The organism is Imperialibacter sp. EC-SDR9, from assembly GCF_902498805.1.
GTDB lineage: Bacteria > Bacteroidota > Bacteroidia > Cytophagales > Cyclobacteriaceae > Imperialibacter.
This window is the reverse complement of the sequence record NZ_LR701637.1, coordinates 548,191-566,695: the sequence shown is the minus strand read 5'-3', so window position 1 is coordinate 566,695 and position 18,505 is coordinate 548,191. Positions and strand designations below refer to the sequence as shown.

Annotated in this window: 19 protein-coding genes; 11 read left to right on the top strand and 8 right to left on the bottom strand. The window is 46.1% G+C overall.

Going from position 1 to position 18,505, the window contains the following annotated elements:
* The first annotated feature begins 15 nt into the window (after positions 1–15).
* From fumC to map, 3 genes are all read left to right on the top strand, one after another.
* Positions 16–1,416 (top strand): class II fumarate hydratase, encoded by a 1,401-nt coding sequence (fumC, locus tag GC130_RS27610; protein WP_152001599.1) that lies wholly within the window; start codon positions 16–18, stop codon positions 1,414–1,416.
* Between the two features lie 75 nt (positions 1,417–1,491).
* Positions 1,492–2,097, top strand: a complete 606-nt coding sequence (locus GC130_RS27605) for an Ezrin/radixin/moesin family protein (protein WP_152001598.1) — start codon at positions 1,492–1,494, stop codon at positions 2,095–2,097.
* Positions 2,098–2,265: 168 nt separating this feature from the next.
* On the top strand, positions 2,266–3,051 hold the full coding sequence (map, locus tag GC130_RS27600; RefSeq protein WP_152001597.1) for a type I methionyl aminopeptidase: 786 nt from the start codon (positions 2,266–2,268) through the stop codon (positions 3,049–3,051).
* Between the two features lie 6 nt (positions 3,052–3,057).
* Here the strand turns inward: map and GC130_RS27595 are convergent, their stop codons facing one another.
* The gene (locus GC130_RS27595; RefSeq protein ID WP_152001596.1) at positions 3,058–3,444 is read right to left on the bottom strand and encodes a VOC family protein; all 387 of its coding nucleotides are present in this window, start codon (positions 3,442–3,444) and stop codon (positions 3,058–3,060) included.
* 569 nt (positions 3,445–4,013) lie between these two features.
* Between GC130_RS27595 and GC130_RS27590 the strand changes: the two genes are divergently transcribed.
* The 4 genes from GC130_RS27590 to GC130_RS27575 all read left to right on the top strand — a co-directional run bounded on the left by GC130_RS27590 (position 4,014) and on the right by GC130_RS27575 (position 8,712).
* On the top strand, positions 4,014–5,573 hold the full coding sequence (locus tag GC130_RS27590; RefSeq protein ID WP_152001595.1) for a hypothetical protein: 1,560 nt from the start codon (positions 4,014–4,016) through the stop codon (positions 5,571–5,573).
* A gap of 49 nt (positions 5,574–5,622) precedes the next feature.
* Positions 5,623–7,404 (top strand): chloride channel protein, encoded by a 1,782-nt coding sequence (locus GC130_RS27585; RefSeq protein ID WP_152001594.1) that lies wholly within the window; start codon positions 5,623–5,625, stop codon positions 7,402–7,404.
* Positions 7,405–7,605: 201 nt separating this feature from the next.
* A complete protein-coding gene (locus GC130_RS27580) occupies positions 7,606–8,088 on the top strand; it encodes a TlpA disulfide reductase family protein (RefSeq protein WP_152001593.1) in 483 nt (160 codons plus the stop codon).
* Positions 8,089–8,100: 12 nt separating this feature from the next.
* Positions 8,101–8,712, top strand: a complete 612-nt coding sequence (locus tag GC130_RS27575; RefSeq protein WP_152001592.1) for a thioredoxin family protein — start codon at positions 8,101–8,103, stop codon at positions 8,710–8,712.
* Between the two features lie 43 nt (positions 8,713–8,755).
* Here GC130_RS27575 and GC130_RS27570 read toward each other — a convergent pair whose 3' ends face one another.
* From GC130_RS27570 to GC130_RS27555, 4 genes are all read right to left on the bottom strand, one after another.
* Entirely contained in the window at positions 8,756–9,421 is a 666-nt protein-coding gene (locus GC130_RS27570) for an energy transducer TonB (RefSeq protein WP_152001591.1), read from the bottom strand.
* Positions 9,422–9,445: 24 nt separating this feature from the next.
* Positions 9,446–9,631, bottom strand: a complete 186-nt coding sequence (locus GC130_RS27565) for a hypothetical protein (RefSeq protein ID WP_152001590.1) — start codon at positions 9,629–9,631, stop codon at positions 9,446–9,448.
* The gene (locus GC130_RS27560) at positions 9,628–10,188 is read right to left on the bottom strand and encodes an RNA polymerase sigma factor (protein WP_193218043.1); all 561 of its coding nucleotides are present in this window, start codon (positions 10,186–10,188) and stop codon (positions 9,628–9,630) included. Before GC130_RS27560 ends, GC130_RS27565 begins: the two co-directional genes overlap by 4 nt.
* A 77-nt stretch (positions 10,189–10,265) precedes the next feature.
* On the bottom strand, positions 10,266–11,309 hold the full coding sequence (locus tag GC130_RS27555; protein WP_152001588.1) for an RluA family pseudouridine synthase: 1,044 nt from the start codon (positions 11,307–11,309) through the stop codon (positions 10,266–10,268).
* A 39-nt stretch (positions 11,310–11,348) separates the two neighbouring features.
* Here GC130_RS27555 and GC130_RS27550 point away from each other — a divergent pair, with 39 nt between their 5' ends.
* From GC130_RS27550 to GC130_RS27540, 3 genes are all read left to right on the top strand, one after another.
* Complete coding sequence (locus GC130_RS27550; RefSeq protein WP_201568598.1) at positions 11,349–12,254, top strand: 1-aminocyclopropane-1-carboxylate deaminase/D-cysteine desulfhydrase; 906 nt, start codon at positions 11,349–11,351, stop codon at positions 12,252–12,254.
* 68 nt (positions 12,255–12,322) lie between these two features.
* Entirely contained in the window at positions 12,323–13,951 is a 1,629-nt protein-coding gene (locus tag GC130_RS27545) for a hypothetical protein (RefSeq protein WP_152001587.1), read from the top strand.
* Entirely contained in the window at positions 13,948–15,456 is a 1,509-nt protein-coding gene (locus tag GC130_RS27540; protein WP_152001586.1) for a DUF5723 family protein, read from the top strand. The genes GC130_RS27545 and GC130_RS27540 overlap by 4 nt, the downstream gene beginning before the upstream one ends.
* Positions 15,457–15,459: 3 nt before the next feature.
* Here the strand turns inward: GC130_RS27540 and GC130_RS27535 are convergent, their stop codons facing one another.
* Genes GC130_RS27535 through GC130_RS27525 form a run of 3 tightly spaced genes read right to left on the bottom strand, consistent with a single transcriptional unit; the run spans position 15,460 to position 17,927 of the window.
* On the bottom strand, positions 15,460–16,065 hold the full coding sequence (locus GC130_RS27535; protein WP_152001585.1) for a DUF2179 domain-containing protein: 606 nt from the start codon (positions 16,063–16,065) through the stop codon (positions 15,460–15,462).
* 12 nt (positions 16,066–16,077) lie between these two features.
* Positions 16,078–17,451: a DNA repair protein RadA gene (radA, locus tag GC130_RS27530; RefSeq protein WP_152001584.1), complete on the bottom strand. Its 1,374-nt coding sequence runs from the start codon at positions 17,449–17,451 to the stop codon at positions 16,078–16,080.
* A gap of 35 nt (positions 17,452–17,486) precedes the next feature.
* The gene (locus GC130_RS27525) at positions 17,487–17,927 is read right to left on the bottom strand and encodes a hypothetical protein (protein WP_152001583.1); all 441 of its coding nucleotides are present in this window, start codon (positions 17,925–17,927) and stop codon (positions 17,487–17,489) included.
* A gap of 138 nt (positions 17,928–18,065) precedes the next feature.
* On the opposite strand from GC130_RS27525, the gene GC130_RS27520 reads away from it, so the two are divergent.
* Positions 18,066–18,449 carry a hypothetical protein gene (locus GC130_RS27520; RefSeq protein WP_152001582.1) on the top strand — a complete coding sequence of 128 codons (384 nt, stop codon included), beginning with the start codon at positions 18,066–18,068 and terminating at the stop codon, positions 18,447–18,449.
* The last annotated feature ends 56 nt before the right edge of the window (positions 18,450–18,505 follow it).

Below are 18,505 nucleotides of genomic sequence, written 5' to 3'. Positions count from 1 at the left end.
TTAACTAACAGCACAATGAGTATAAGAATAGAGAAAGATACAATGGGCCCGGTGGAGGTGCCTGCTGAAAAATATTGGGGCGCTCAGACACAACGATCAAGAGACAATTTCAAAATCGGCGGAGACAGTGCCCGTATGCCTATTGAAATAATCAGGGCGTTTGCCGTACTCAAAAAAGCGGCTGCTCAGGCCAACAATGAACTTGGCGTATTGCCAAAAGACAAGCTCGACCTCATTTCCAAGGCTTGTGACGAGGTGCTGGAAGGGAAATTAGATGATCAGTTTCCGCTGGTAATCTGGCAAACCGGCTCAGGCACCCAGTCGAACATGAATGTGAATGAAGTAGTGGCCAACAGGGCGCACGTTATTAACGGTGGCAAGCTGCTCGACGAAAAGAAAATCATCCACCCCAACGACGACGTCAATAAGTCGCAGTCGTCCAACGACACCTTCCCCACCGCCATGCACATTGCCGGCTACAAAATGGTGGTTGAGGTCACGATTCCCAAAGTTCAGAAGCTTCGTGATACACTCGCTGCCAAGGCAGCCACCTTTAAAGATGTGGTAAAAATTGGCCGGACGCATTTTATGGACGCTACCCCGCTTACGCTGGGTCAGGAGTTTTCCGGTTATGTGTCGCAGCTGGATCATGCGCTCAAGGCACTGAAAAACACCCTTCCTCATTTATCGGAGCTGGCACTTGGGGGCACTGCTGTAGGCACAGGCCTCAATACCCCAAAAGGATACGACGTGCTGGTGGCGAAAAAAATCGCTGCTATATCAGGCCATCCTTTTGTAACAGCCGAAAACAAGTTTGAGTCTCTGGCTGCTCACGATGCCATCGTTGAATCGTCGGGCGCTCTGAAGCAGCTCGCTGTGAGTCTGATGAAAATTGCCAACGACATCCGGATGCTTTCCTCAGGCCCCCGCAGTGGTATCGGGGAAATCCTCATCCCCGAAAACGAACCCGGCTCGTCTATCATGCCTGGCAAGGTGAATCCTACTCAGTGTGAAGCACTGACGATGGTATGCGCTCAAGCCATTGGTAATGACGCAGCCATTACCGTAGGAGGCATGAACGGCCATTTTGAACTGAATGTATTCAAGCCGGTTATGATTGCGAATTTTCTTCAATCAGCCCGCCTTTTAGGCGACGGCTGCGAGTCTTTCAACGACCATTGCGCCATTGGCATCGAGCCTAATCATCCCGAAATAAAAGACAAGCTGGAAAAGTCATTAATGCTCGTAACAGCGCTGAATACGCATATTGGGTATGAAAATGCAGCTAAAATCGCCAAGAAGGCGCACAAGGAAGGAACCACCCTCCGGCAGGCCGCTATTGAGCTAGGACTTCTTACCAATGAACAATTCGATGAGTGGGTAGTGCCTAAAAATATGGTTGGCAGCTTGAAATAGTGCAAATTGAAATTTGACATTATCAAACATATTTTTGTACATTGCTAACGAGTTATATTAAAATTTCAATTTAAGATGAAAAAACTCTTCAAATTTTTACCAATTATCTTTGGTCTTGCTGTAGCCCTGCCTACTCAGGCACAGATGTCGAAGAAAGAAAAAAAGGAATGGAAGAAAAGGACTAAGTCCCTGGAGCCAGAACAATATAAAACCCTACTAGAGGAAAACCAGTCGCTGAAGAGCCAGGTAAGTACATTAAAGAATCAAACAGCTGACTTTGACAGCAAACTGGCCGACAAAGATTCTCAGATTAGCGAGTATCAGGAAACGATCAGTTCTCTTCGCTCCGACTTGTCAGCAACCAGAAAGCAACTTCAGGATGCCAATGCTGCACCTGCGACGCCTGCCGGTATCAACGCCAATGTTGGTGTTGTCTTCAAAGTGCAGGTGGGTGCCTTCAAAAACAAGGATCTCACCAAGTTTGCCAAAGACAATGAGAACTTCAGTGCGGAAACAGATGGTGACGTGAACAAGTACACACTAGGCGTTTTCAAAGACTACTATGAAGCTGATGCTTTCAAAAAGTATCTCAGGGAAATGGGCGTGAAGGATGCCTGGATTGTCTCTTTCAAGGATGGACAAAGAGTGCCTATCAAAGATGTGCTGGAAGGCATCATATAAAAAACTCTATTTAACTGAAAAGGCGGCTACAAGGTCGCCTTTTTTGTTTTGGCCTGGCGCAAGGAGTTGAGCTACCTTTTGAGGATTATTTAACTTATCTTTGTGGTCTTTTTGAAAGGCAGGCCCTATTGCCGGGCCGATATTGATTACTGAGAGATTCTGATTTATATGATTCAATACAAGACCGCAGAGGAAATTGAGCTAATGAGAATAAGTGCCCAGCTGGTTTCACGCACACTGGGTATGCTGGCAAAGGAAGTACAACCGGGTGTCACGCCTCTGCATCTCGACAAACTTGCAGAAGAATTTATCAGGGATCACGGAGCTATTCCGGGGTTTCTTGGGCTTTACGATTTTCCCAACTCCTTGTGCATGTCGCTCAACGAACAGGTTGTGCATGGTATTCCTTCTGGCAAGCCACTAGCGGAAGGCGATATCATCTCGATTGACTGCGGGGTACTAAAAAATGGCTACTACGGGGATCAGGCCTATACTTTTATGGTGGGAGAGGTGTCAGACGAAATCAAAAAGCTTCTTAGGGTGACCAAAGAATGCCTCACATTGGGCATTGAGCAGGCCACGGCCTCCAACAGAATTGGTGACATTAGTTTTGCTATTCAAGCGCATGCCGAAGCCAATGGTTATGGCGTGGTGAGGGAGCTTGTAGGGCATGGCCTCGGCAAGAAAATGCATGAGTCTCCCGAAGTGCCCAATTACGGAAGAAGAGGCAGTGGCCCAAAAATCAAAGAAGGTCTCGTAATAGCCATCGAACCCATGATCAACATGGGAACAAGAAGGGTAAAGCAGCTGAGAGACGGCTGGACAATTATTACTGCCGACAATAGGCCTTCTGCCCATTACGAGCATGATGTAGCCATTGTTGACGGCAAGCCAGATGTTCTTACCACCTTTGATTTCGTAGAAGAAGCGCTGGGCGTACTTCAGAGCAACTAGTATCTTCTACCAAAGCCCCGGGGGCACAATCTCAATCACATTCCCGTCGGGGTCATCAAAGTAGAAAGAGTAAATTCCTTCTTTCCACTTCTGCTCGTGCGTTATTTCGACACCCTTTTTTAGCAGTGCAGCCTTCCACCTGTCATACGTCGGCGCTGGCACTTCGAATGCTATGTGTTGCTTGCCCTCTGCATAATGTGGCGGCAGCACCTTTTCATTTCGTGTGGCCGATGCATCGAAACAGAGCAACACTGTGTCGCCGACCTCAAAAAAAACATGACGACCGGGCACCATTGCAATGACCGGCAGGCTCAGACATTCGTGGTAGAACTTCCGGGTAGCCTCAAGGTCAGACACATAAAGACATGTTTCTTTTATCCTTGTTATCTTCATTTACATCTATCTCTTGAAAAAACTCACTAAAGAGTTTACGTTCAATAAGTTTGGTCTGTTCACCGTTTCCCCATTTCACGGAAATTTCGTACATTCCATTATACTTTCTTCCCTGGTAAACCGAGCCCTGCTCATATCCGTTTAAACCAACAAATGGTTTTGGCGCCTTAACGCACTCAAATCTAATTTTAAATTTATCAGTCAACACCGTGCTATTTATTTGGGGGGCAAATATAGGCTTATCTCCAGTTTTGCTGTTACATTTCTTACAATAATTGTTAACATTTATTTTTTGTACTTTTCCAATATGCTGTTTCTCTATTCCATGTGTTCAGGTCATCCGATAGTTGGCAGAAAACCTTGTTGGGATTCTCATTCTCCCGTTTACCAAACCCTCTGTAAATTAATTCTTAGCATAAAGCCCTTGAATCCGTTATAATTTATTTAATTTAATCTTTAGAAGGGTTTATCCTAGGGCTATTTTGCTGCTTTGGGGTAAAATTCGGCACTTGAATCAGTATACTCTATTGTTTTCACAAATTGTACTCTTTACGTATTAGCACATTATAATGGAAGAACTAGTTAAGCTCATTGAAATTGCAAAAAAGAAAGGTCAGCGAAGCATACAGCTCGTTAATCAGAATTTTCGAAAGAAGGAAATCTCAAAAGACAATCAACTTTATGAGGGGATTATAACAGGAGAGTTTCTCAACGATGATGATGCAGCCACGAAAATGTTTGACACTGATCCTGGCAACAGAAATTACAGAAACGCCAAGACAAAGTTAAAACAGCGGCTTCTCAATCATCTTTACTTTCTGGATTACGACAAGGACATCTACACGTTGCACAACAAGATGTCCTACGAATGTCTTCATACGCTGCATCAAACGAAGATTCTTTTCATGGAGGGATCTTCAGAAATTGGCATTCGGCTTATCCCTCAATTAGTAAGGGCCACTACCGAGTTTGAATTCCACGAGATAAAAATCGAGGCGCTCATTATTCTGAGGAACGAATATGCGCACATGGGAAAGCTTACGCCCTACCTTGAAACTCAGGCCGAAATTGATGTGGTTACCAACACACTCAAAATAACCCGGCAGTGCGAGGAGCTTTACTTTAGTACGCTGGTTAACATCAATAAGTCGGTAAGTGCCCAGCAGCGGGTTATTGATGCTATTCCGAAGACTATCAAGCAAATAGAAGAGGCTGCCAAGCAGCTTAAAAGCAATCGACTTGACGTGCTGTCGTACAAGCTAAAGTTGTTGTACAACCAGCTTACCTGGAAGTTCAAAGAGAACCTCACCATTTGTACCGAAATAGAGAAAAAGTACCTCAACAAGCACAACCATGAGGTGGAGGTTGATTTGAGCAAAAATCAAATTTCTCTGATAAAAATCTATTGCTTCTACAACACGGGGGATGTTGAGAACGGAAAGGCGTATGCCACCAAGGCACTCAGCCTCTTCAAAAACGGCAGCCCTGAGTGGTTTGATTTCATGGAGTACTACTTCCTGCTACTAATGAAAGGGGAGATGTACAAAGACGCCGGAAAAGCTTTCAGAGCCATCAGAACCAACAAGAACTACGTGCATCTTGACGAGGTGGACAAAAATCGCTGGCTGATCTACAGAGCCTTCCTTGTTTTCGTCAACGACGAAAAGCTACTCAAATGGGGCTTTGACCTCGAGGAGTTCCTTAACAAAGTGCCTGACTACTCCAAAGACATGAATAACTACGCCGTCGGCACATTGGTTATTCAATTCTTATATCTGTTGAGAGATGCGGAAGTAATCAAGCTCAAGGCAGTGCTTCAAGAGCTTGAGAAATACAACTCTGAGCATTTGGACAAGAGAACAAACTACAGGAACAGCATCTTCATCAGGTTGATCTCTATGGTAACTGAAAATGAGTTTAGTCACGATGCCATCAAAGACAGAGGCAAGGTATACTTCTCGAAACTGAAGAGGACAAAAATCCCTTGTGAGATCAAGGTTGACCTGGAAGTGATTCCTTATGAAATCCTATGGAGTTATATCCTGAAGATTTTGTCGAGCAATAAGTTTTATGTTCACTATCGCTTCTACGACATTCACTTCAAACAGATGGCCGAACAAGCGAAGTAAGTGATATCGAAGGTCAACATCTCTTATATTTTGTAGTACATTTGACGATATGAGAGGAAATGATGTGCTTCTGAAATTTCTCATTTGGAGGCTCAGAAACATCAGCGATAAGAACTTCATTCTGATCCTGGCGGGGATTGTCGGGGCCATTGCAGGGATTGCTGCGGTGGTGTTGAAGAGCAGCGTTCATTTCATTCAACGACTGCTTGAGAGAAATTTTTATCTGTATGATATCAATTTCTCTTATCTGGTGTATCCGTTGATTGGAATTGTGATCACGCTGGTCATTTCGAAATACGTCCTCAAAGAGAAGCTCGGCCACGGTATCACCCACGTCCTTTACTCGATATCCAAAAATTCGAGTATCATCAAAAGGTCGAAAATGTACTCCCGCATGATCACCAGTGCCATTACTGTTGGCTTTGGTGGTTCTGTGGGGCTGGAGGCCCCAATAGTGGTCACAGGCTCGGCCATCGGCTCCAATATTGCCCAGCTTGTCCATCTCAACTACAAAAAGAGGACGCTTTTAATAGGCTGCGGAACAGCTGGTGCCATCTCGGCTATATTCAACTCGCCTGTTGCTGGTGTTATATTCGCCATCGAGGTAATCCTGGCCGATGTTACCATTTCGCTGTTCATTCCAATTTTGATTGCCTCAGTAACTGGCTCTCTTGTGTCAAAAACGCTGTTGGGAAACGACATTCTTTTCTCATTTCAGCTAAAAGACTCCTTTACGGCGGCCGATACCCCCTACTACATTTTGCTTGGTGTCGCATGCGGTTTAGTCTCCTTATACTTTACCCGGCTCACCTATTTTGTTGAGGGCAAGTTGTCCGGCATTAACAATGACTTTAACAGGGCGCTTATGGGTGGTGCCGCCCTTGCGCTTATCATTCTGATTCTTCCGCCAATTTATGGTGAGGGCTATGAAACTATCAAGTCGCTTCTCAATGGCAACGAAGATGAAGTGCTGCAAAGGAGCTTATTTTATGGCCTCAGAGAGAACGGGCTTATCATCATCTTCTTCTTGTTTGCGGTCATGCTCCTTAAGCCAATCGCATCAGCCACCACCATTGGAGCTGGCGGCAGCGGTGGTATCTTCGCTCCTTCCCTCTTCCTGGGTGGCGTTACCGGCTACTTTTACGCCCGCACCATTACGCAGGTATTTCCATTTACCAACCTCAGTCTGAGCAATTTTACACTAGTGGGCATGTGCGGCGTTATGAGCGGCGTGTTGCATGCTCCGCTTACGGCCATCTTCCTTATTGCCGAAATCACAAGCGGCTATACATTGTTCGTTCCATTGATGCTGGTCTCCGCTATATCGTATAGCACTATTTCCTACTTCGAAAAGTATTCCATTTACACCAAGCACCTTGTGGAGAAGGGTGACCTGATCCCCAACGACAAGGACAGGCTGGTACTTAGCCAGATACTACTTGAGAAAATAGTGGAAACTGATCTTTTAACCATTCATCCAAATGCCACACTGGATGACCTGGTCAAGTTGGTCAGGAAGTCGAGGCGCAATATTTTCCCCGTTGTGAATGACCTGGGTGAGCTGGAAGGGATCATCACTTTGGACGATGTGAGAGAGATCATGTTCAACGAAGAGGCCCGAAAAAGCATTATTGTGAGAACCTGGATGACAGCGCCTCCGGCATTTGTCTCTTCCAACGAAAAAATGCAAAGCGTGATGAACAAGTTCGAAATTTCGCAGGCCTGGAACCTTCCGGTTATCGACAACGGGAAGTACATCGGCTTCGTCTCTAAATCCAGCATTTTCAGCGCCTACCGCAGCAAACTCATCCGTCAAAACCAGGAAGAGTAACCACATTTGTGGAAAACGGGCAGACTTATCCACGGGGTTTCCATTCGGAGCTATTTTATACTCTATTGAAAATCAACATTTTGCATCGATCCTAACGATCCATTGTGGATAACTCCCGCTAATTGTGGATATCTGTGGTGTTAAGATCCACATCGCCTCGTTGACAAAAACATTACTGACGTATAATTCGTAAATTGTGGTATGCTACGCTCAGTACTTTTGATATTTTTTCTTTTCGGTGCCGGTGCTACCATGGCGCAAGATGTAGAGGTAATAAAGTATCCACAGTTGGGGGCTATTATCAATACCAATGAGGATGGTATCAAAGTCATTAACTTTTGGGCTACCTGGTGTAAACCTTGCGTAGAAGAAATAGGCTATTTTGAAGCTGCTAACAGCCAATTCAGAGACAAAGGGGTTTCTGTTATTCTGGTCAGCTTTGACTTTGGCAAGGACGTTGAAAAGAAGGTACAAAAGTTCATTGATAAAAATGACCTTCGCTCAAGAGTGCTAGTGCTGGACGAAACCGACTATAATTCGTTCATAGATAAAGTCTCTCCTTCGTGGTCGGGGGCCATTCCGGCGACACTCATTGTGAACTCAAAAACCGGCAAAAAACAGTTCTATGAAAAGACCTTTAAAGAAGGGGAACTGTCTGAGGTTATTGAAGCTTTTATAAACTAAACCCTACTTACTATGAAAAAGACAATCAGTTTGCTAGTGTTGCTGGCCATTGTTCAGGTCAGTGCCGCACCTTTTGATGGGGGATACGAGGTAGGAGATATAGCCAGGGACTTTCAACTTAAAAATGTGGATGGTGCCTCAGTAAGCCTGTCCGACTACAAAGAGGCCAAAGGTTTTATTGTGGTTTTTACTTGCAATACTTGCCCCTATGCCAAGTTGTATGAGCAAAGGATCATTGCTCTTGACAAAAAATACAAGGGGGCTGGCTATCCTGTCATTGCCATTCAACCCAACGACGGCTCGCTGTCACCCGGCGATTCGTTTGAAGCGATGCAGGCCAATAGCAACAAGAAAGGGTTTAGCTTCCCTTACCTGCTTGATGAAACCCAGGAAATAGCCCGTGCTTATGGGGCTGCCCGAACGCCTCATGTTTTTTTGCTGAACAAGGAAAGTGGCAAGCTCAGGGTCGCTTATATAGGCGCTATCGACAACAACCACCAAGATTCGAATAAGGCGGATAAAAAGTATGTAGAAGATGCAGTAGATGCGCTGATTGCCAGCAGGAAAGTCCCTGTAACCTTCACCAAGGCCATTGGCTGTACGATTAAATGGAGCGGCACTTGACCGTAATAAGAAAGGCTGGGGTTTCCAGCCTTTCTTATGTTCTTTAATGAAGCTTGTAAATAATTGGCAGCACCATCCTTACTTTGACGGGCCGCCCTCCCTGCCTGCCGGGCTTCCACGCAGGCGCTTTGGAAAGCACCCTCAGCGACTCGCTGTCGAAGTCTTCGTTGATGCCCTTAATCACCTTTAAGTCCGTCAGGTTGCCCTGCTCATCTACAATGAACTGAACATAGACCTTCCCCTGAATATCGTTTCTGATGCCGCTTTTTGGGTACCTGATATTCTTGCCAAGGAATGCCATGAAGTCAGCCATTCCGCCCATTGGTTCTGGCATTTTTTCAACATATTCGTAAAACTTATCGACCTCCTCATCGGGAAGTTCCTCAGTCAAAAAAGGAATGTCTTCAACTTTCTCAGCCTCTTCGCTATCAAAAATCACTGGCTCCTCCTCAAGTATCTCCTCATCAGGAACAGGAACAACTTCCGGCATGATAACTTTTGGCTTCGGAGGTTCAGGTATATCCGTAGCAATTACCTCATCAAGCAAGGGTATCGGGTCATCAATATCTTCAAAGGTAATCGGCGGCTCATACGCCGTGCGCCACTCAAAAGCCATGACTACCAGCGCCAGGGCCACCATGAATCCAATGGACAAGTGCAGGCCGTAGCGGCGCTGTACATCTGCCCGGGGGTTTTTCTTTGCTTCCATTTTTGTAGTGTTTAAAGTTTACGGTTATCGAAATAGAAAAAAGAGTGCTACGCTTACTGCCACCAGAAATAGTAAATAGAACAATCTGGTCATCACCTGTTTTATCCGTTCCTTCTTGTACCGACGGCTTAGCTGGTCGAAGTTTTTGTACCTCGACGTCCGCTTTTCGTGAAAAGCCCCCCTCCGTATCCGTATATCGTACTTCTTCATTGCCCCGACACCTTTTCTTTTAACTTTTGCAACGCCCTGTAATACCTCATCTTCACTGTACTCTCATTCTTTTCGAGGATGAAAGCGATCTCATAAAATGCCTTCCCTTCAAAGAACTTGAGCTCCAGAATGGCCACTTCGTCCTCATCGAGCAGGTCGATAAGGCTGATCACTTTTTCAGCCTCCATTTTCACCTCCACCTCGCTCTCCAGAATCTCCCTCAGGTTGGTCTCATCAATGCTGATCACCATCCGCTTCTTGGTACGGTGATAATGAGCCAGCACTTCATTTCTGGCGATCTTCATCAGGTAGGCCTGATACGGCACACCATTGTACTGAAACCTTTTTATCGCCAGCATGGCCTTGAGAAACACTTCAGAAACAAGGTCGGCTGCCAATTCATCGTCGTCCGTTTTGCGCAAAACAAACCGGAAAATCGAGTCATATTGTTTGTTATAAATCTTGCCGAAATGGTCAATATTTTTCTTCGAAAGAAGGAGGAGCTCTTCTTCGTTGTAGTCCAACTGTGCGTTTTCTATGTGAGTCTCCTCTTTCAAAAGAACCAACTTTCCTATTAAAATCAGGAGATCAGCAGAAAAGTCACAATAGAAGCAGAAAAAGTTTTTGTGAGCTGCTAATTATACTGCAGGTAGTGCTCCCATTTGTCGATTACAGAAGTGAAATCTTCCGGAAGTTCGGACTCAAATTGTACAAACTCTTTGGTGGCGGGATGTATAAACCCAAGCGACTTGGCATGGAGGGCCTGCCTGGGTATCAACTTGAAGCAATTGTCGACAAATTGTTTGTACTTGGTAAAAATGGTGCCTTTCACTACCCTGTCACCGCCATAGGTAGCATCGTTGAATATCGGGTGCCCGATGTGCTTCATGTGTGCCCTGATCTGGTGAGTGCGGCCCGTTTCCAGGTTGCACTTGATCAGCGCTACATACCTCAAATCCTTCAGCATTTCATAATGCGTGACAGCATTTCTGCCGAAGTCACCATCCGGGAAGGCTGTAGTAACCCGGCGATCCTTCAGGCTTCTTCCGAGAAAGACATCAACAGTACCTTTTTCCTGCTCAGGCACACCCCACACCAGGGCATAGTAGGTTCGCTCAATGGAGTGGTCGAAAAACTGCTTGGCCAGTGAGTTCATGGCCAGCTCTGTTTTAGCTATTACCAGCAGGCCACTGGTGTCTTTATCGATCCTATGCACTAAACCGGGTCGGCCTTCATTGCCTTTCATTTCAGGCAGCTGCTGAAAATGGTAGGTAAGGGCATTGACCAGTGTACCCGACCAATTATTAAATGCCGGATGAACCACCATGCCAGCGGGCTTATTCACCACAAGCAGGTGCTCATCTTCGTAGACAATATTAAGCGGAATGTTTTCGGGCACCACCTCAGTGTCTCTGGGCGGCTCAGGCAATGAAACCGTGATCACGTCGTCCGGATGAATCTTATAGTTCGGCTTTACAGCCTTGTCATTAACCTGAACAAACTCATCCCTGATCGCATCTTGTACCCTGTTGCGGGTGGTATTGGGAAGCCTGTCGGTTAAGAACTTATCTATTCGCACAGGGCTCTGCTTTTTATCCACCACGATCCGGTGGTGTTCAAAAAGCGCCCCTTCTTCTTCGTCCAAAAAATCTTCTCCCAAATCAATTTCTTCGCTCATGGTGCAAAAATACACAGAAGTTCTGCCAATTTTGAATCAATGATTTATCCCGCACCGCAGCCTGTTCCAGAGATTGAAATGAAGGCCCCTTTTATTGAAAAGGCTGGCGTGAGACTTATTGTACGAAGAGAAGATTTAAACCATCCTCACATTTCGGGAAATAAGTACTGGAAACTAAAATATAACCTCCTGGAAGCCGACAAACTCGGCCATCACACGGTGCTGACCTTCGGTGGAGCGTTCTCTAACCACATTGCCGCCACTGCCGCCGCTTGCAAGACCGTTGGGCTGAAGTCGATTGGTGTCATCAGAGGCGAGGATGCCGACCTGAGCAACCCCACCCTGGCACAAGCTGTTAAGAACGGAATGGTCTTGCACCGGATATCAAGAACCAAATACAGAGAGAAGGAATTGCCTTCATTTGCTGATGAAATGAGGACGCTATTCGGTGATTTTTTTCTCATTCCCGAGGGTGGCACCAACCACCTGGCCATTCAAGGAGCCTCAGAGATGGTCAATCGAATAGACACTCCGTATGACTATCTGGCTTTGCCGGTGGGAACCGGTGGCACGATGGCCGGATGCATAGACTGCCTGAAGGGAAAGAGGCAAATACTCGGCTTCGCAGCTTTAAAAGGCAACTTTCTTACTGAAGAAATAATAGCACTTCAAAGGCAACACAGCCTAAGCGCTTTTGGCAATTGGGACATGATAAACAATTACCATTTTGGTGGATATGGAAAGGTTAAAGATGATTTGATTGTATTTGTAAAGGCCTTCGAAGATGAATTTGCCATTCCTTTGGAGCCTGTCTACACAGGGAAAATGATGTTTGGCCTGCTTGAGATGATTAAAAATGCTTACTTTCGTAAAGGCTCGGTCATTTATACAATACATACCGGAGGGCTACAAGGCAGGGCCGGCTTTAGGAGAATACTTGCATAACGGAACAAATCGGTGTTTCTGCGTGACGACTTCTCCAGACTATTATTTTTTTTATACTATCGACCTTAATGACTTTTTTGGAGAAAAGTCCATTGTCCTGGTTAATAAAAGGAGCATTGGCCATTCTTATTTCTGGCTGCGGGATAAATGACCTGGAATTTGGCAATCTGGACATCCCCGACTACGAGCCAACGCTTGCCGTTCCGTTGGGAGTGTCGAGGTACACCATGCGGGAGCTGGTAGGCGACCTTCAGGACAATGCGTTGACCATTGAAGAGGGTGAGGATCTGTTCATGACCATCGTGTATATGGACACCTCCTACAACGACGAACGGGAAGCTTTTCTCTATTTTCCACCCATCAATAAAAGTGATATAGTATTTCCTTTTGTGTCTTCGTCTCCTGCCGGAGAGACCGAGGTGATCGAATTTGAAAAGGTGATCACCTTCTCTTTCGACGCCTTTTTTGACGAAAAGGTCGATTCCATTTTCTTTAACAGCGGGAATCTGGCGCTGGAAATCAACTCCCGCTTCCGGAGTGACGTCATGCTGGAATTCGGCTTTCCTTCTATGTTTGAGACAGCCAACAATTCACCGGTTAGCATTTCGGATACTTTAAGCTTTGGCACAACAGTTCCGGTCACATCGATCACAAGAATGCCGCTGGGAGGCAAAAAGTTTCTTTTCCGAAGACGGGAAGAGGCCAACGATTTTGACGTTATCATCAAAGGAAAAGTTGTCGTGAAGCCAGGGCAATCGGTCGATTTTTCGGATTTCTTTCGCTTTTCAATTGACTTCTCAGAAGCAACTTACTCTCATGTGCATGGCTACTTCGACCGAAAAGAGGGCCTCTTGCAGGACAGAACGATAGAGCTTAAGTTTTTTGAAACGTTTGGAGATTATGGGCTCGACTTTAAAGATCCCAAAATTATTCTCAAAGTTGATAACTCATTTGGGTTTCCGTCGGGCCTGTTGATTAACAACCTTTCCGCAAGTAATAATGACAGCACTTCCATTGCGCTGACCGGGTCAATAACCGAGTCGCTGCAATTTGTAAATTACCCAAAGCTCGATTCTATAGGAAAAACCAGCCACTCAGAGTTTGTCATCAACGCCCAAAACTCGAACATCAGGGAGCTTTTTGGCATCACCCCCGTCAAATTCAACTTGCCTTTAACGGTGATCTCCAACCCCGATGTTTTTGAAAAGGACTACCTGAATTTCATGACAGACAGCAGCAGGTTCAGGACCATCACTGTGGTGGAGCTACCCTTCGAAGTAAGGATGCAGGAGTTCACCACCAACCTTAAATTTGGCACAGATGAAATCGATCTGAAAAATCTTCAGGAAGCAGTTTTGAGGTTTTACACAGAAAACGAAATGCCGTTTGAGGGGCGGCTCGCCGTCAACTTTGCTGACGAAAATGACACTATCCTTTTCACCGTGCCAGAAGAACTGGTGCTGACGGCGCCGCAAGTTGACGCATCGGGACGCACCTTGGAGTCAAAAAAGCTGCTGTCAGAAATTGACCTGGGAATAGAGGGCACCGAGGCACTAAAGAACGCCGACCATCTCAATGTGGCCATTATAATCAATACGTTTAATGCCGCCGACGAGGAGTACGTCAAGCTGTATGCCGACTACAAACTTGACATCAATATTTCTGTTTTGGGCCGCTTGAAAATAAAAACCCAATGAGGCGCTGGCTAACAACCATATTGGTCATTATTTGCTGCTTCGCAACTGTGAAGGGGCAAAATGGGCTGGGACTATACACGCTGGGTGATGCTGTGCCGCAAAACAGCCGGTTGAATCCGGCGAATGAGATCAAAGGAAAACTGGTTTTGGGCCTGCCGGTCATTTCCGAAATGGGACTGCATGTTAACAACAGATTCGGTTACAACCGGGCGTTCACCAAACTGGAAAATGACTCTGTGAAACTGGATGTTGACAAAGTCATCTCTCACCTGAAAAAGAAGAATGCCCTGCTATTTGAAGCAAGCATCCCACTGCTCTACGTAGGCATCAAGCCGGAAAAGTCTTCTTTTGGCTACAGTTTCTTTGTCAACGAACGAATAAATGTGCGGGGCCAGTACACCAAAAATTTGGTGAAGGCAGCCTGGGAAGGCACCAACTCGCTTGTAGACCAGCCGCTCGATATTGGCAAGTCGGCGTTCAGCGCTTCCTACTTCCGGGAGTATGGCGTTGGAGTGAATACTTCCCTGATGAATGATGACCTGAAAATTGGTGCCAGAATAAAGCTGATTCAGGGGATATACAATGTGAAAACACTTTGGGGAATGGATGCCAGAGTGGATCTTGAGCCGGAAACCTACAGCTATGGTTTCCTGTTCAAAAGGGCAGGACTAAATGCCGCTGGAGTAAATGAAGATCCCTCCGTTGCCTACCTGCTTTCAAACCCAAATAAGGGAGCGGCCATTGACCTAGGTGCCACGTGGAGTCATCAAAACCTGTATAGCCTGTCGGCATCCATCACCGACCTCGGCTATGTCTATTGGAAGGAGTTTAGCCAGAACTTCATACTTAGCGATACCTCATTCGTTTTTCAGGGCGTGAATTTCACCTCTGATGGCGATATAGAAAGTACTATAGACTCACTAAAGAATGCCTTCACACCAAAGGAAACGGCCAATCCATATTCGGCAATGTTAAGTACCAAATCAATAATAAGCGGATCGCTGCTGCTTGGCCCTGTTGATAGAGTGACCGTTACGATGATGAATCAACTTCTTGTGGGCAAAGTAAAATCGGCCTTCGCTGTATCATATGTCAAGCAGCTAACGCCTGGTATCGTGGCTTCTGGCAGCGTGGTGAAGCTTCCGCAGCAATGGCCCCGGCCAGGGCTCGCTTTGTCGATGGCTGGCGGCCCTGTTCAGTATTATCTCGCTTCAGACAATCTGATTGGATTTGCCAATGTAGGTAACATGAACACACTGGACTTTAAAATGGGGGTTAACCTTATTATCGGAAGTGGCAAAGCGAAGAATGAAACTGATTTACCACCGGCACACAGGTCCAAGCCAAAGTTTTCAAGCAACGATGAAGGAGTGGACTACCCCACCGACCCAAGACTGAAAAAGCCTACTGTGATCCGCAAAAAGGATATTTATACCATCATCACCAAAAAGAAGCAGCCAAAAACCTGGAAGAACTGGTTCAAGAAGAAGAAGGAGGATAACTAACGCCTAGCTCCTGTTGATCCCTCTGAGTCGCCCCAGCACTCCCTGGTAGGCAGCAGGCTGGTCGAACACATCGTCGTCGCTTACCTTTTTCACACTCTCCACGGTGTAGTAAGCCTGGGGATTGTACTTTTTAATGATGTTAATATAGGTTGGAAGCTCGTCTCTCTTTACAACGGTAAAAAGCACATTGACCTTGCCATCGTTGCTTTCTGCATCGAGGTTAGAGTAGCGGTAGCCCTTCTCTTTCAAGAAGGCTGTCAGCTGTTCAGCCGGGTTTTGTGTAATCACCCTTACTACGACCCGGCCAAGGGCAAGTTTTTCTTCGATGACCATGCCCAGAAACGTGCCTGTCGCAAAGCCTCCCGCATAGGCAAAATATGAATAGAAGGCGTCGATATTGGTGATGATTTGACGGATGGCCAGCAACCAGATAAAGGCTTCAAAAAAACCTAACAGCGGTGCGAGCAGCTTCTTACCATGCATCACAAAGATGATCCGCACGGTGTTAATGGACACATCGCACACTCTGGCGAGAAATATCAGCGCAGGGATCACCACGTAGGTGAACACCGACTCACTGATACCCAAACCTTCGAAAAATTCTTTCATTGCCTTTTTTAGTTAGCCAAACAAATCGGAAATCACCTCGTGGATTCTCCCAAACTGCCTGACGGCTATTTTAAACTTTTTCCCCTCTATTGCCCGTTGCGCAAACTTAGAAACATAAATGGCTTCAAAGCCCAGCTTTTCAGCTTCCATGATCCTCCCATCAATCCGGTTCACTGCTCTGATCTCACCACCCAGGCCTACTTCTGCAGCAAAGCATACTTTTGACGATACAGGGATTTCTTCCAGAGAAGAAATCATTGCCATGCAGATGGCCAAATCCGCTGCCGGATCATCCAGCTTCAAACCTCCGGCAACATTCAGGAAAACGTCTTGCGTCCCCAACCGAAAACCTCCTCTTTTTTCGAGCACCGCCAGCAGCATGCTCAATCGCTTATTGTCGAAGCCTGTAGACGTCCTTTGAGGGTTGCCATAGGTGGCCGGGCTCACCAAACTCTGTATTTCGATCAGCAAAGGGCGGTTGCCTTCCAGTGTAGCTGCTATTGCCACGCCACTCACGTCGCCGTCCTTTTGCGAAATCAGGATTTCGGATGGGTTTTTTACCTCTCTGAGGCCTTCTCCCTGCATTTCGTAAATGCCGAGCTCGGAGGCAGCACCAAACCTGTTTTTCGTTGTTCGCAAAATGCGGTAAACCAGGTGCCTGTCCCCTTCGAACTGCAGGACCGTGTCAACCATGTGCTCCAACACTTTTGGGCCTGCTATAGCGCCCTCTTTGTTGATGTGGCCGATGAGAAAAACGGGCGTGTTGGTTTCTTTGGCAAACTTCATCAGCTCGGCTGTGCATTCCCTTATCTGAGAAATGCTGCCAGCGGCAGATTCTACCTTATCGGAGTAAAGCGTTTGGATGGAGTCGATGACCAAAAGCTGGGGATCCAGCTCTTCAATTTGCCGGAACACATTGGCAATACCTACCTCAGAAAGCACAAAACAGTTGTTGTTTTTGATGCCTATTCGCTCCGCCCTCATCTTGATCTGCTGCTCACTTTCCTCGCCCGATACGTACAGCACCTTGAGGTTGGGCAGTTGCAGCGCAATCTGTAGTAGCAGTGTCGACTTGCCGATACCCGGCTCGCCGCCGATCAGCACCAGGCTTCCCGGAACAATGCCTCCTCCCAGCACCCTGTTGAGCTCTTCATCGGTTGTTTTGATCCGCTGCATGGCCACAGACTCCACCTGGTCAATCGCATGAGGCTTAGACGCACGGGCAGGGCCACTGGCTTTTTTCCATGAAGGAGACGAAGCGTGCTCCTTTTCTATTACTTCTTCAACGTAGGTGTTCCATTCCCCGCAAGAGGGGCATTTACCCGTCCATTTTGGCGACTGGGCTCCACAATTCTGACAGAAAAAAGCTGATTTGACTTTGGCCACGATGGGCCAAAATTAGAATAAAAATAAGAGAAGACTTACTTACCAAATACTTTTCGGTAAATAGGCTTGCGATACAAGAATTGGAGATAAAGAACAGGATAAAAAAGCAGGTTAGTTAACAAAGTCGGCGTAGTGAATTCTATTTCGTCAGTGATGCTTGCGCCTCCGTTCTCAATGGCCTCATTAATGTGGTGGTGCTTCCAGTTATTCAGGAAGAAGGGCAGTCGCACGCCTTCGTCAACAAAGGAAAAAACGGTCTCATTTGAGAGATCGTGCGTAATGAGGCTTTCCCAGGTCTGTTTGAAAAAGATAAAGTTTAGCTCAAGCTCCACTTTATCTCCCTTTTTGCAACCATCGAAGCGCAGGAGCTTCACCGGCGGAAAAGGTGGATTTAACTTTAAAAAAAGCTTGTCGGTAAATCCTTCTCTTACTGTCTGCAAATCAGCTTTTACCCGGGTCCTGATTTTTATTTTCATTTCTATTAATAAAACTACCTGTTTAGTAAATCAAAAAGAGAGGTATTTTGTTTTAGAATAGTGGAAACCAACTCTTTAGATACATTCCAAATTGACAAGTGGCCATTGTAAGAGTTTATCAAATTGTACATTTGAATTGTGAAAAGTCTGCTTTCATTGGTTTTTGTGGGGTACTTCATCGTTGGAAGTGTTTTGCCCCGATCCAATTTCAAAGAATTGGAGAAGGTGCCCTCTATGATTGCACACTATGAGCACCACAAAAAAGCTTTCGACAAAGATCTTACCTTTCCTGAGTTCCTGGTGCTTCACTTTAGTTTGAGTTCCGACCACAGCGAGCCTTCTCACGAAACAGAGCTGCCTCTACACAATGGGGTGGTGGCGTCTTTTTTCTTTACTATTCCCCAGGCACCCGATTTGCAAGCTTCAGTGCAGGAGTATGCGGTAAAACACTTCAAGCCTTTTTCTATCAATTACCAGTTTCAGTACGCCTCCAACTGGTTTCAGCCTCCCCAAAGCGCCTGATAATCTTATTGGTTATCTGATTTCTCATGCCCCCACAGGGCGCTTTAAATCTATTT